9 protein-coding genes are annotated in these 14,495 nt (G+C 61.1%); 3 read left to right on the top strand and 6 right to left on the bottom strand.

The genetic code is table 11. The features are described 5' to 3' along the window. Positions 1-2: 2 nt before the first annotated feature. The 6 genes from MRBLMR1_RS21080 to MRBLMR1_RS21055 all read right to left on the bottom strand — a co-directional run bounded on the left by MRBLMR1_RS21080 (position 3) and on the right by MRBLMR1_RS21055 (position 8,938). On the bottom strand, positions 3-1,115 hold the full coding sequence (locus MRBLMR1_RS21080; RefSeq protein ID WP_500066051.1) for an ABC transporter permease: 1,113 nt from the start codon (positions 1,113-1,115) through the stop codon (positions 3-5). A gap of 3 nt (positions 1,116-1,118) precedes the next feature. Next, a complete protein-coding gene (gene rbbA, locus MRBLMR1_RS21075) occupies positions 1,119-3,911 on the bottom strand; it encodes a ribosome-associated ATPase/putative transporter RbbA (protein ID WP_500066049.1) in 2,793 nt (930 codons plus the stop codon). A 10-nt stretch (positions 3,912-3,921) separates the two neighbouring features. Then, complete coding sequence (locus MRBLMR1_RS21070; RefSeq protein ID WP_500066047.1) at positions 3,922-4,992, bottom strand: HlyD family secretion protein; 1,071 nt, start codon at positions 4,990-4,992, stop codon at positions 3,922-3,924. A gap of 106 nt (positions 4,993-5,098) precedes the next feature. Beyond that, complete coding sequence (locus MRBLMR1_RS21065; RefSeq protein ID WP_183685825.1) at positions 5,099-5,743, bottom strand: TetR/AcrR family transcriptional regulator; 645 nt, start codon at positions 5,741-5,743, stop codon at positions 5,099-5,101. Between the two features lie 28 nt (positions 5,744-5,771). After that, on the bottom strand, positions 5,772-7,721 hold the full coding sequence (locus MRBLMR1_RS21060) for a MacB family efflux pump subunit (protein WP_500066045.1): 1,950 nt from the start codon (positions 7,719-7,721) through the stop codon (positions 5,772-5,774). Between the two features lie 14 nt (positions 7,722-7,735). Beyond that, positions 7,736-8,938 (bottom strand): efflux RND transporter periplasmic adaptor subunit, encoded by a 1,203-nt coding sequence (locus MRBLMR1_RS21055; RefSeq protein ID WP_183685709.1) that lies wholly within the window; start codon positions 8,936-8,938, stop codon positions 7,736-7,738. A gap of 484 nt (positions 8,939-9,422) precedes the next feature. On the opposite strand from MRBLMR1_RS21055, the gene MRBLMR1_RS21050 reads away from it, so the two are divergent. The 3 genes from MRBLMR1_RS21050 (at position 9,423) to MRBLMR1_RS21040 (ending at position 14,479) form a co-directional block, all read left to right on the top strand. Then, the gene (locus MRBLMR1_RS21050; RefSeq protein ID WP_148145107.1) at positions 9,423-10,607 is read left to right on the top strand and encodes an efflux RND transporter periplasmic adaptor subunit; all 1,185 of its coding nucleotides are present in this window, start codon (positions 9,423-9,425) and stop codon (positions 10,605-10,607) included. Between the two features lie 12 nt (positions 10,608-10,619). Beyond that, entirely contained in the window at positions 10,620-13,766 is a 3,147-nt protein-coding gene (locus MRBLMR1_RS21045) for a multidrug efflux RND transporter permease subunit (RefSeq protein ID WP_183685711.1), read from the top strand. A gap of 92 nt (positions 13,767-13,858) precedes the next feature. Further along, a complete protein-coding gene (locus MRBLMR1_RS21040; protein WP_148145105.1) occupies positions 13,859-14,479 on the top strand; it encodes a TetR family transcriptional regulator in 621 nt (206 codons plus the stop codon). Positions 14,480-14,495: the final 16 nt, after the last annotated feature.

Raw genomic sequence — 14,495 nt, 5'->3', positions numbered from 1 at the left:
TGCTATCTGAGGAAACGTCTGAAACGGCGCAGAGCCAGCCAGAACAAGACCGAGCCGATAACCAGCAGCGCCAGAAGCTGCGGCCAGACGACGTCGAGCTGCGCGCCGCGGAACAGCACGGCCTGGGCGAGGATGACGAAATGCGTGTTGGGGGCGAGAAGCATGATGTACTGGATGATATCAGGCATGCTTTCGCGCGGCGTCATCGCGCCTGACAGGACCTGAAGCGGTAGAAGCACGAGGATCAGCAGCAGGCCGAATTGCGGCATGGAGCCGGCGACGGTCGCTAAAAATATGCCCATTGAGGTGGTGGCGAACAGGAACAGCGCCGTGCCGAGAAGGAAGACGGCGGGCGAGCCTTCGATCGGGATCGCCAGCAGCCCCTTGACGATGACGAAGAGGGCGAAGCTGGACGCCAGCAATACGACGAGGCCCATCGACCAGATCTTGCTGATCATGATTTCCGTCGGCGTCACCGGCATGACCAATAGGTGCTCGATCGTGCCGTGCTCGCGTTCGCGGATGAGCGCGGCACCGGTCAGGACGATCGACAGCATGGTGATCGAGGTGATGATATTGGTGATCGAGCCGAACCAGGACTTGTCGAGCGACGGATTGAAGCGTGCTCTGAGCGTGAGATCCACCGGGACGCTGCTTGCGCCGCGGTAGCGATTGAGGAATTCGCCGACCTCGTTTGAAACGATCGTCTGGATATAGCCGCTGCCGCTGAAGGCCTGGCTCATGCGCGTTGCATCGACATTGAGCTGGATGACAGGCTGCTGGTTTGCCAGCGCATCGCGCTGGAAATCCGGCGGGATGTTGAGCGCGAATGTGTCGAGGCCGGCATCCATGCGGCTGTCCATCTCGGCAATCGAGATCTGCTTCGGGGGGACGAAATAGGGGGGCATGAAGGCAGTGCTGATGCGGCCCGACAGCGGCGACTGATCCTCGTCGACAATGGCGACGGCCGCATTGTTGAGCGTCTCGGGCATCGCACTCGAGCCGGTATAGATCTGCAGGCTGAAGGCGTAGACGATCAGCAGAAGCAGCATCGGATCGCGGGCGAGACCGCGCAATTCCTTGAGACCGAGCTGGAAGATGTTTGACGAGAACATGGGTCAGCTCTCCTGCTTCTTGAGAAGCACCGCTCCGAGCGCGGCCAGAATGGGGATGGTGATCAGAAGCGGCACGAAGGAGCCGGCCAATCCGGCAAAATCCAGCGCCTTGGAGAATGTGCCGCGCGAGATCGTCATGAAATAGCTGGTCGGGTAGATCTGGCCGATCAGGGCGCCCGCACCCTGAAGCGAAGAGACCGGGTCGGTCATGCCGGAATATTGGGTGGCAGGGATCAGCGTCAAAAGAGCGGTGCCGAAGATGGCGGCGATCTGGCTCGACATGAAGGTGGACATCAATATGCCGATCGAGGTGGCGATGATGACGTAGAGAAGGGCCGCCGTCGCATAGGTGATGAAACTGCCGGTGAAGGGCACGCGAAAAATCAGCGTCGCGAAAGCGACCAGCAGCAGGAAATTCAGCATGCCGAGCACGATATAGGGCAACTGCTTGCCGAACAGGAATTCCAGCCGTGTTACCGGCGTGACGTAGAGATTGATGATCGAGCCAAGTTCCTTTTCGCGCACGACGCTGAGGGCCGAGAGCATGGCGGGGATGAGGATCAGGAGAAGCGGGATGACCGCCGGCACCATGGCGACGAGGCTCTTGACGTCGGGATTGTAGCGAAAGCGGGTTTCGATGGAGAACGTTCCTTGCGTGGCCACTGCCCCGTTGATCTCCTTCGCCTTGCGGTTCAGCCAGTTGGCATGCATGCCCTGGACGTAACCGCTGACGGTCTCGGCCCTTTGCGGCATGGCCCCGTCGATCCAGGCGCCGATCTCGACGGTGTCGCCGCGCAGCACGTTGCGGCCGAAGCCGGGCGGGATCTCGATCGCCAGACTGATCTCGCCCTCCCGCATCCGCTTGTCCATATCGGCATAATCGCGGATCGGCTCTTTTTCGATGAAATAGCGCGAGCCGGCGATATCCAGCACATAGTCGCGGCTGATCGTAGAGTCGTCGCGGTCGAGCACGGCAAATGTCAGGTCCTCGACATCCATGTTGATGCCGTAGCCGATGACGAACATCAGGATGACGCTGCCGAGCACGGCGAGCGTGGCGCGGATCGGGTCGCGCTGCAGCTCCAGCGTCTCGCGCCGCGTATAACTGAACATGCGGCGGAAATCGAAGAGGCGGCGCTTTTTCGGCGCATGGGTGTCGTGGGAGAGGACCAGCTTTGCTGGCGCCGGATCAGCTTTCTTTTCGGTCTTTTCGGTCTTTTCGGATGGCGTGATGCCGGACGCTTCTTCCAGATAGGCGATGAAGGCTTCTTCGAGTGTTGCGGCATTGCGGCTTCTGGCGATCCCGTCCGGCGTGTCGCTGATCAGAACCTTGCCGGCATGCATGAGCGAGATGCGGTCGCAGCGTTCCGCCTCGTTCATGAAATGGGTGGAGATGAAGATGGTGACGTTATCCTTGCGCGAAAGGTCGGCAAGGATCTGCCAGAAGGCGTCGCGAGCGATGGGATCGACGCCGGAGGTCGGTTCGTCAAGGATCAGCACATCCGGCGCATGGATCATCGCAACCGCAAGTGACAGGCGCTGGCGGATGCCGAGCGGCAGGCCGTCGGGCAGCGTTTCCATCACATCGGCAAGGCCGAAGCGGCTGGCCATCTCGTCGATCCGCGCCGGGATCTTGTCTTCCGGCAGCTTGAACAGGCGGGCGTGCAGGTCGAGGTTCTGGCGCACGGTGAGTTCGCTATAGAGCGAAAAGGCCTGGCTCATGTAACCGACACGGCGGCGCACGGCCATGTCGCTGGCATCGACCGTGCGGCCGAAGAGCTTTGCCTCGCCTTCGCTGGCGGCCAGAAGCCCGGTCAGCATTTTCATCGTCGTCGACTTGCCGCAGCCGTTTGAGCCGAGGAAGCCGAAGATCTCGCCGCGCGGGATCTGGAAGCTGACATTATCGACGGCGGTAAAGCTGCCGAAGCGCATGCTGAGATGGCTGGCCTCGATGGCGTAGTCTTCCGCGCCATCGTGGTCGCGCGGCGGGATGACGACATCGACATGGCCGCGGCGCTCGGCTTCGGGAAGAAGTGCGATGAAGGCGGCGTCGAGATTGTCGGTGCCGGTGCGCGACAGCAGTTCGGCCGGCGTGCCGGTATCGAGTACCTTGCCCGCATTCATCGCGACAAGCCAGTCGAAGCCGGCGGCCTCTTCCATATAGGCGGTGGCGACGATGACGCTCATGCCGGGGCGGCCGGCGCGGATTGTATCGATCAGTTCCCAGAACTGTCTTCGGGAAAGGGGATCGACGCCCGTTGTCGGCTCGTCGAGGATCAGAAGATCGGGATCATGGATCAGGGCGCAGCAAAGGCCGAGTTTCTGCTTCATGCCCCCCGAAAGTTTTGCGGCTGGCCGATCTGCGAAGGGGCCGAGGCCGGTGCTTTCGAGCAGTTCCTTGATGCGTGCCTCGCGTTCGGCCCTGTCCTGGCCGAACAGGCGGGCGAAAAAATCGACATTCTCGAAGACGGACAGCGTCGGATAGAGGTTCTTGCCAAGCCCTTGCGGCATATAGGCGATCCTGGGGCAGGTCGTGTCGCGATGGCGGACATCGGACATGTCGCCGCCAAGCACCTCGACCTTGCCCTTCTGGATCGCGCGGGCGCCGGAGACGAGCGACAGAAGGCTCGACTTGCCGACGCCATCCGGCCCGATCATGCCGACCATGCAGCCGGACGGGATATCGATCGACACATCGTCGAGCGCGACCGTCTTCTTGTATGCAAGCGATACTTGCTGCAGCCGGACCACCGGGCTGGCACTGTCAGTCGGGACTTCTGTCTTTGCGGCGTCCATCTCGGCGCCGTCACTTCACGAGGTTGCGTTCGAGATTTTCCGGCCATTCGGCCTCAGGATCCAGCCGGACATAGGCCATGCCGGGCAGGCCGGTCTTGACGTACTGGATATATTTCTGGAGCAGTTCCTGCGGGATCTGGGCGCGCACGCGGAATGTCAGTTTCTGGCGCTCTTCCTCAGTTTCAACCGTTTTCGGCGTGAACTGCGCGACATCGGCAACGAAAGAGACTTTTGCCGGGATCGTGTATTGGGGCGCCGCGTCGAGGACGAGGCGGACGTCGGAGCCGATCGGGGTCTGGCCGGCCTGCTCGGTGGGCAGGAAGAAGGTCATGTAGACATCGCCGAGATCCACGAGATTGAGAACGCGGCCGCCGGCGGACAAAACCTCTCCCGGTTGGGCGACGCGGTACTGGACCCGGCCGTCGCGCGGTGATGTCAGCGTGCTATCAGCGATATCGGTATCGACGCTGTCGATCTGGGCCTTGGCTGCATCGACCGAAGCCTCTGCATCGACAACCTGCGCCTTAGCGGCGTTGATTGCCGCATCGGATGCCGCAAGCGAAGCTTCCGCGGAGGCGAGCGTGGCACGGGCCGCCTGTTCGGCCGCCTCGCTGTCATCGACCACCTGCTGCGAAACGGTATTGTTGGCGAGCAGTTGCCGCGAGCGGGCGTTGGTCTTTTGCGCCGAGTCGAGCTGTGCCTTGCGTTGCTCGATCACCGCGAGGGCCGATTTGCGTTCGGCCTCGCGCTGGGCGACGAGGCTGTGGGCGGTATCGACGGAAATTTCTGCGCGGCGAAGCTGCGCTTGCGCCTGACGCTTGCTGGCTTCCAGCTGGGCGGTATCCATCTTGGCCAGAATCTGGCCCGCCTTGACGAAATCGCCTTCGCGAACCAACAACTCCTTCAGCCGGCCGGCGGTCTTGGTGGAGATGTCGATTTCCACCGCTTCGATGCGGCCGTTGCTGGAGGTAAAGCCTGCGGGAAGACTGTCGCCGCGGAAAACCGTCCAAGCGTAATAGCCGATAGCAACCAACACGACGGCGATTACGCCCCAGACCCATCCCCTTGCGGATTTCGTCATCACTGCCCCCAGGCAATTGCAAATGTTCCCGTGACGATAGACTTATCGCGCCATGGCGAATTGACCACGGTCAATGCAACTTTTTGCTGAATGTCGGCGCGCACCTTCAGTGAGGCTGGTTTCCCCGGACAAAGACGCCGATGCAGCGCCGCAGATGGCGGTTCCGATCCGCCCGGTCTTTCCAGTCGCGGCTACCCGGCCCGGCCATGCCGCCGAACAGGAGATCCATCAGCATTCGCGCGCCGCTCAACGTGTTGTCGATCGCAAGCGTCTTGCGGGCCACCTGAAGATCGAGCCATTCCGCGAGAAGCTTTCGTGATCGGTCGACACCCTCTCGGTGCAAAATATCGACCAGTTCGGGAACCTGCTGCGATTCCCGTATGACGAAGGAGATGAAGGCTTCGCGTTCCCGTTCCGCTGCCTCATCGATGTCGATCATGAAGATATCTGCTAAAACTTCGTCGACGGGCCTGTCTTCATCTTCGGGGCGCGGCAGAGCGAGCATCATCCGGCGATGCGAGCCGACGACCGCGAGGAAGAGATCCGCCTTGCTTTTGAATACCCGATAGAGGGTTTGCTTGGAGATATGACATCGCGCCGCCACGATATCGGTCGTGGTGCCGCGATAGCCGAGTTCGACGAAGGTGCGCTGGGCCTCCTCGACGATCGCCTGGCGGCGCTCGTCGTCGCTCTGCGTTTTCGGGCGTCCCCTTGAACGTTTGATTTCGGGCATCGTGTCGTTGTTATCCATCAACCGCAGTGTCGGCTGTTCGCCGGCATCACGCAAGAGCCGCCACCGGATCAAGTCGCGACGCGTTGCGTGCCGGAAGATAGCCGAAGGCGATGCCGATGAGGCAGGACGAGACTACTGCAAGAACGATGGGTGCAGTCGTGAACACAAGGCTGAAGCTCGAACCGAACAGGCTGAATGTCGCGCCGAACAGAAGCGCGAGCGCCACGCCGAGCACGCCGCCGATCAGGCAGACGAGCACGGCCTCAATCAGGAACTGCTGCAGGATATCCTGTCGTCTGGCTCCGACCGCCATGCGCACGCCGATTTCGCTGACCCGTTCCGACACCGAGACCAGCATGATGTTCATCACACCGATGCCACCGACGATCAGCGAAATGACCGCGATCGCGCCGATCAGCAGCGTCATCGTTTGTGTCGTGCTGGTGATGGTCTGGCGGATGTCGTCGGTATTTAAGACGAAAAAGTCCTTCGTGCCGTGGCGGCCGGTAAGGAAGGTGGTGACCGCCTGTTCGGCGACGCTCGTGTCGGCATCATCGCTGATCCTGAGCGTGATACTGCGCAGCGACTGGTCGCCGGTGAAACGGGTCTGCACGCTGGTATAGGGCAGGTAGATCGAGAGATTGTCGCTGGAGCCGAAACCGCCCTGCTGCGACGAGATCACGCCGATCACCCGCGACGGCACGCTGCCTGCGAGAAACACCTGGCCGATTGCCTGTGTGGTGTCGCTGCCGAACAGGGTTTTGGCCGTGTTTTCGTCGATGACCGCATCCTGTTCCATGGCCTGCACGCCGGCATCGTCGAAGAAACGGCCGGCGACGAGTTTCGACCCCTTGACCTCGAAATATCTGCTGCCGACGCCGTTGATCAGGGCATTGGCTTCGGTTGCGCCGAAACGTGCCGTGGTGCTGGTCGAGACCGTTGGCGTCGCGGCGGCGATATAGGGCAGTTTCGCCAGTGCATTGGCGTCGGAGACCACAAGGGTTTTCACCCGGCCTGATCGCATGTCGCCAAAGCCGTTGCCGGGAAAGACTTCCAGCGTGTTGGTGCCGAGACTGCTGATGTTTGCCAGCACCTTCTGCTGGCTGCCGGCGCCGAGCGCCACGACCGAGATGACCGAGGCGATGCCGATGATGATGCCGAGCATGGTCAGGAAGGAGCGCATGCGATGTGCTTTCAGCGCCTTGCAGGCCATCAGGAAGGCTTCGCGAAAACGGTCGAGGCTTGCGCCGACGCGGTTGGCAGGCGCGGCGGTTCGCGGCGCTGTTTCCTTTACCGGAGCGGGAAGCTCCCTGGAGCGGGTATCGGAAATGATCCGGCCGTCGGATATTTCGATGATCCGTTCAGCGCGGGCTGCCACAGTCGCATCATGGGTGACGATGATGATCGTGCGGCCTTCGGCATGCAACTCGTCCAGGATGCGCAGGACTTCCTCGCCGCTTGCCTTGTCGAGCGCGCCGGTTGGCTCGTCTGCCAGGATCACGTCGGCATCGTTCATCAGCGCGCGGGCAATCGACACGCGCTGCTGCTGGCCGCCGGAGAGATGGCCGGGGCGATGCTCGGTGCGATCCGCCATGCCGAGTCGTCCGAGCAGGGCGGCAGCCCGTTCACGCCGCTGGCTGCGGTCGCGGCCGGCATAGACCGCGGGGATCTCGACGTTTGTGAGCGCCGAAATCTCATCCAGCAGGTGATAGCGCTGGAAGATGAAGCCGAAATGCTCGCGCCTCAGCGCCGAGCGGTCGACATTGTCGAGCGCCGACGTTTCGCGGCCGGAAATCTTGTAGGTGCCGGCGGTCGGCCGGTCGAGCAGGCCGAGAATGTTCATCAGGGTCGATTTGCCGGAGCCGGAGGCGCCGATGATCGCGACCATCTCGCCGCGTTCGATCGTCAGGTCGACGTCTTTCAGGACGGTGATCGTGCCATCGCCGGAAGCATAGTCGCGGCGAAGGCCGGAAAGCGAAATCAGGGGTTCGGTCATCGCTTGCCTCCCAATCAGAACATCGGCGGCGGGCCGCCTCGGCGGCTGGATGCCGACGGCGTGGCGGAGCCTTCGCTGATCACCACCCGCTCGCCTTCGGAGAGGCCGGACTTCACTTCGGCGGTGATCTTGTTGTTGAGGCCGATCTCGACCTTGCGGGCCTCTATTTTGCCGTCCTTCTCGACGCGGACCTGAGCGTTGCCCGTCGCGGCGGTTTCTGGCAGAGCGGAGGATGGGATGGTAAGCACATCTGCTGCCGAACCGAGGATGATATTGACCTCCGCAGACATGTAGGTGCGGAAACGGCCGTCTTCGTTTGGGATGTCGAAGACGCCGATATAATAGATCGCCGAAGAGGATGAGGACGAGGAGGATGACGAGCCGGTGCTGGAGGTGGCGACGCTGCTGTCATCGACGATCGATTCCGGGGCAGGCTCGATCGCCGCAAGCGTTGCATCATAGGATCTCGCCCGGTCACCGATGACGTTGAAGCGCACCTTCTGCCCGGCTTCGACGCGGGTGATATCGGCTTCCGAAATCTCGGCACGGACGGTCATGCGGGTCAGGTCGCCAAGCGCAACGATGGTGGGGGCTGATTGCGTGGCGTTGACGGTGCGGCCTTCCTGGTTGACGATCGCGAGAACCGTGCCGTCCATCGGGGCGCTGATCCGCGTATAACCGACATCCGCCTGCGCCGTCTCGACGGCAACCTCGGCCTCTGTGATCTGCGCATCGAGCGCCTCTATCTGTGCCGTGACGACCTTCACTTCGGCTTCGGCGGTCTGCAGATCGGCGCGGGAGCCTGCCTGTTTCTCGTAGATCGCCTGCTGGCGAGCGAGGGTGAGGTTGGCGTTCTCCAGCTCTGCGACGCGCTCGTTGCGCTGCGCCTGAACATTGGCAAGTGCCGCATTGGCGGTTTTCAGCGCGTTGTCCTGCGTAGTGGAATCAATGAGCGCGATGAGATCGCCCGCCTTCACCGTGTCGCCGACGGCAACCTTCAGCGAGGTAATGCGACCAGATGCCTGCGAACCGACGGCGACAAGCCGTGATGGCTTGAGCGTGCCCGTTGCGAGAACCGTCGATTCCACATTGCCGCGCGCCACGGGCGTAGTCAGCACTGCCGGGGTGGAGGCCGATGACGACAGTGTAAAGGCGGTGCCGACACCTATGATGACAAGCGCGGTAAGCAGGAGTGGCAGGGCCGTCTTGAGACGCATTCGAGATACTCAACCTTTGTAAAACCGATGAGTACCGATATTGTTTTTCGCCGCCGGCCTGTCAACGCAGCAAAGATTAAATGATGTTCATGCTGGCGCGGTACGGCACTCACCCGCAGTAATCTCCCTGCCCGTTTTCAAATTTGTGGCTGCTTCTCATCAAAACTATGTTAGATTGGTGGCAGGCTGTTGCATCGGGCGGCACGGCCGTATCCAATGCTATCGAGGCGATTGTATTCCCTCGATAATACCGATCAAGATACTGATTTCATTATTTTATTTGTCGATTTTTGGCTTTGCGGATCGCTTGGGCGGTAATGACGCATGTTTCTGCGGGTTGTCGCAACGCTTCTCGGTTGAGCAATTCTGGCATGCAGTGATATGCCCTTGCTCAACCACTGTGATATTCAAAATCAACTTGCGATAATTTATATACGTATTAGTTTGTATGTAAATTTTCTCCCCCTTCAGTTGGAGCTTTCCGATGCAAAAGACGCCGCTGCGCGCTCTCGCACTTTTGTCTGGTCTCGCATTTCTGGCAGGGTGCCAGCAGGAGCAGCAGGGGCAGGCCCAGCAGGCGCCGCCGCCCAGCCCGGTCGGCGTCATGACGATTGCCGCTGAATCCCTGCCGATCATCAACGAATTGCCCGGCCGCATCTCTCCGACAAGGCTTGCCGAAGTTCGCCCGCGTGTCTCCGGCATCGTTGTCGAGCAGGTCTTCGAGCAGGGCTCGCATGTCAATCGCGGTGATGTTCTTTACCGGATCGATCCGGCCACTTTTCAGGTTCAGGTCGATAGCGCCAAGGCTACCGTAGCACGTGCCAAGGCAGCCCAGCTGCAGGCGCGCCAGACCTCCGATCGTCAGCAGCAGCTGCGTCGCTCCAATGTCGCCTCCCAGCAGGAATTCGACAACGCGATCTCCCTGCTGGCGCAGGCCGATGCTGAGGTTGCCGTTGCCGAGGCCGGCCTCGCACAGGCAAATCTCAATCTGCAATATTCGCAGGTCACCGCGCCGATCAGCGGCCGCATCGGTCGTGCGCTGATCACCGAGGGCGCGCTTGTCAGCGCCAACAGCACCGAAAATCTTGCGACCATCCAGCAGCTCGATCCGATCTATGCCGACTTTACCCAGCCGGCTGCCGACCTGATCCGCCTGCGCAAGGCGCTCGAAGACGGCAAGTTGATGACCGGCGACAATGAGGCGGAAGTAAAGCTGCTTCTCGATGACGGCACCCCCTACGCCCAGACGGGACGCCTGCTGTTCTCCGAAGCCGCCGTCGATGAGACGACCGGCCAAGTGACACTGCGTGGCGAATTCCCCAATCCGGACGGGGACCTTCTGCCGGGCATGTATGTGCGCGTCCAGATCCAGCAGGGTGTCGAGAGGGAAGCCTTTGCGGTTCCGCAGCAAGCGGTTCAGCGTGATCCGGGTGGTCAGGCAAGCGTGCTTGTCGTCGGTGAAGGCAACAAGGTCGAACAGCGCCGCGTCAATGTCGGTCGTGCGCTCGGCGATCGCTGGGTCATCTCGCAGGGACTGAAGGCCGGCGACCAGGTCATCGCGGATGGCTTCCAGAAGACTGCACCCGGCGCAACCGTCAATCCGCAGCCTTGGAACCCGGAAAAGCCTGCGGCAGAAGCCGCAGGCGCAGCGCCGGCAGCACAGAAGTAAGGACCCGATCGTATGGCAAGTTTCTTCATCGATCGGCCGATCTTTGCGTGGGTCGTCGCGATCTTTATCATGCTGGCGGGCGTGCTCGCTATCCCGATGCTGCCGATCGCGCAGTATCCGAATGTCGCACCGCCGCAGATCTCCATCTCCACCAGCTATCCTGGTGCGTCTCCTGAAAACATCTACCAGAGCGTCACGCGTCCGATCGAAGACGAGCTGAACGGTGTTCCGGGACTGATCTATTTCGAATCCACGTCCGAATCCTCCGGCCGTATCTCGATCAATGTCACTTTCGCCCCCGGTACCAATATCGGTGAAGCGCAGGTCGAAGTTCAGAACCGCATCGCACGCGCCGAGCCGCGTCTGCCGCAGGCCGTTACCTCGCAGGGTATCCGCGTCGAGCGCGCCGGCACGTCGTTCCTGATGGTCGTCTCTCTGACCTCGACTGACGGCAATACCGACGCAATCGGCCTTGGTGACTATCTGCAGCGTAACGTCATCGGTGAAATCCGCCGTGTCGACGGCGTCGGCAGCGCCCAGCTGTTTGCCACCCAGCGCTCCATGCGTATCTGGATGGATCCCGACAAGATGGTCGGCCTCAGCCTGACCTCCGCGGATATCGTCAGTGCCATCTCGGCGCAGAACGCCCAGGTTGCCGGCGGCCGCATCGGTGCGACGCCGAACCCGATCGGCCAGCAGATTTCGGCCACCGTCAATGTCCAAGGGCAGCTTACCTCGCCCGAACAGTTCGGCGCGATCGTGCTGCGCGCCAATCCCGATGGTTCGTCGGTGCGTCTTCGCGATGTTGCCCGTGTCGAAGTTGGTGGTGAAAGCTACAACTTCTCCAGCCGCCTGAACGGTCAGCCGAGTGCCGCCATCGGTATCCAGCTGTCGCCGACCGGTAACGCGCTTGCGACCTCGGAAGGCGTCAAGGCGGTCATGGAGGAACTGTCAGGGTATTTCCCCGCCGGCGTACAGTATGAGATCCCTTACGACACCAGCCCGTTCGTGGCGGTGTCGATCGAGAAGGTTATCCATACGCTGATCGAGGCGATGATTCTCGTCTTCGTCGTCATGTTCATCTTCCTGCAGAACATCCGTTACACCGTCATTCCGGCCTTGGTCGTGCCTGTCGCGCTGCTCGGCACCTGTGCTGTCATGTATGCGTCCGGATTCTCGATCAACGTGTTGACGATGTTCGCGATGGTTCTGGCGATCGGCATTCTCGTCGATGACGCGATCGTCGTCGTCGAAAACGTCGAACGCATCATGGCCGAGGAAAAGTTGTCGCCGAAGGAAGCGACACGCAAGGCGATGGGGCAGATTTCCGGCGCCATCATTGGCATCACGCTGGTGTTGACGGCGGTGTTCGTGCCGATGGCCTTCTTCCCGGGCGCCGTCGGCATCATCTACCAGCAGTTCTCGCTGACCATGGTCGTGTCGATCCTGTTCTCCGGTTTCCTCGCGCTTTCGCTGACGCCCGCGCTTTGCGGCTCGTTCCTCAAGCCGATCAAGGAAGGCCACCACGAGAAGAAGGGCTTCTTCGGCCTCTTCAATCGCGGCTTCAACAAGGCGTCTCACGGTTATTCGAGCACGGTCGGCGGTATCATCAAGCGCTCAGGCCGCTTCATGATCATCTATCTTGCGCTGGTCGCGGGTCTCGGCTGGGCCTATATCCAGCTGCCGACATCGTTCCTGCCGAACGAAGACCAGGGCTTTCTGATCGTCGACGTGCAGGCGCCGGCAGAGGCCAGCACCGACCGTACGATCGACGTCATTTCGCAGATCGAGAAGATCGCCATGGCGGAAAAGGCTGTCGATCGCATCATCGCCATCAACGGCTTTTCGTTCTCGGGTTCGGGTCAGAACGCCGGTCTCGCCTTCATTACGCTGAAGGACTGGAGCGAGCGTGGACCGGAAGACAGTGCCAATGCGCTGGCCCAGCGGATCAACGGCAAGATCTTCGGCATTCGCGATGCAATCGCGTTTTCGCTGTCGCCGCCGCCGATCCAGGGTCTTGGTAACTCGTCCGGCTTCACCTTCCGCCTTCAGGACCGTGCGGGCGTTGGACAGGCCGCTCTTGCTGCCGCGCGTGACCAGTTGATGGCGGAAGCTCGCAAGAGCCCTATCCTTGCCGGCCTTCGTATCGAAGGCATGCCGGATGCGGCTCAGGTGAACCTGCTGATCGATCGCGAAAAGGCCAACACGTTTGGTGTGACCTTCGGAGACATCAACTCCACGATCACCGCAAATCTTGGCTCTTCCTATGTCAACGATTTCCCGAACGCGGGCCGTATGCAGCGTGTGACGGTGCAGGCGGACGGCAACCAGCGTATGCAGACGGCGGATCTTCTAAAGCTGAACGTACGTAATGCCAGCGGGGGCATGGTGCCGATGTCATCCTTCGCAACGGTCGAATGGATGCGCGGCCCGTCCCAGGTCGTCGGTTACAACGGCTATCCGTCGGTTCGTATCGCCGGCCAGGCCGGTCCAGGTTATTCGTCAGGTGATGCGATTGCGGAAATGCAGCGCCTCGCCGGGCAGTTGCCGAGCGGCTTTGGTTACGAATGGACCGGCCAGTCACTGCAGGAAATCCAGTCGGGTTCTCAGGCTCCCGCGCTGATCGGGCTCTCGATCTTGTTCGTCTTCCTGCTTCTGGCGGCACTCTACGAAAGCTGGTCGATCCCGATTGCGGTCATGCTGGTGGTTCCGCTTGGTGTCATCGGTTGCGTGGCTGCGGTGATGATCCGCAACATGCCCAACGACGTCTACTTCCTCGTCGGGCTGATCGCGATCGTCGGTCTGTCTGCCAAGAACGCGATCCTAATCATTGAGTTCGCCAAGGACCTGCGCGCCGAAGGCAAGACGACTTACGAGGCGACTGTGGAAGCGGCGCATCTTCGCTTCCGCCCGATCCTGATGACGTCGATGGCGTTTACCCTCGGCGTCGTGCCGATGGCGATTGCCACCGGCGCAAGTGCTGCCAGCCAGAACGCCATCGGTACCGGCGTTCTCGGCGGCATGATCTCCGCCACCGTTCTCGCGATCTTCTTCGTGCCGGCCTTCTTCATGTTTGTCATGAGGCTGTTCAGCAAGAGCGCCCGCGCAGAACCGATGGGCGGCAAGTACGAAGCCAAGAACGGCACGTCGACACATTAAGATTGTTACCCCCGGAAGCTCAGCTTTCCGGGGGTAACCACCACCTTGGCCCGATAGCGTGGAGTATTCGGGCATGATGGAAAGGAGGAGGGATGAGACGAACCAAGGCAGAGGCCGCCGAGACGCGCTGCTCGATCCTTGCGGCGGCTGAAAAACTCTTCTTCGAGAAGGGCGTCGCTACCAGCACGCTTGATGAAATCGCGACGGCAGCCGGCGTGACCCGCGGCGCTATCTATTGGCATTTCAACAGCAAGAGCGATCTGTTTCTCGAGCTTTACAACGCGGCCGATCTTCCGCGTGTCAACATGGCAGATGTCGATGCGCCATGCGATGACGGCCGCGATCCGTTGTCTCTCGTGGAAAAGATGGCATGTGACTGGCTGCAGGTGCTGGCCGAGGACAGGCATCGCCAACGGCTGCTTTCCATACTGCTGCGGACCAATTTCACGGAAGAATTCCAGCCGGTGATGGACGAGCTGGACAAGCTCGATCGTGAACATACGGGCTATCTGGAGAGCATTCTGGAGCGAGCCGCGAACGACAACCGGCTCGCCGCCGCGTGGACGCCGCATTCGGCCAGCAAGACGTTCAAATGGCTGATGAAGGGTATTTGCTGGGACTGGCTGCTTTACGGCCAGAAGTTCGATCTCAGCAAGGACGGCAGTGACAAGGTCAGGAGATTGCTGGCCAGCTTTCGCAGCAACACGGTCTAGGGGCTGTAGAATCGGA

This window comes from Neorhizobium sp. LMR1-1-1.1, assembly GCF_040675795.1.
GTDB classification, from domain to species: Bacteria; Pseudomonadota; Alphaproteobacteria; order Rhizobiales; family Rhizobiaceae; genus Neorhizobium; species Neorhizobium cellulosilyticum.
The sequence above is the reverse complement of the archived record's forward strand: the minus strand, read 5'-3'. Positions and strand labels throughout refer to the sequence as shown.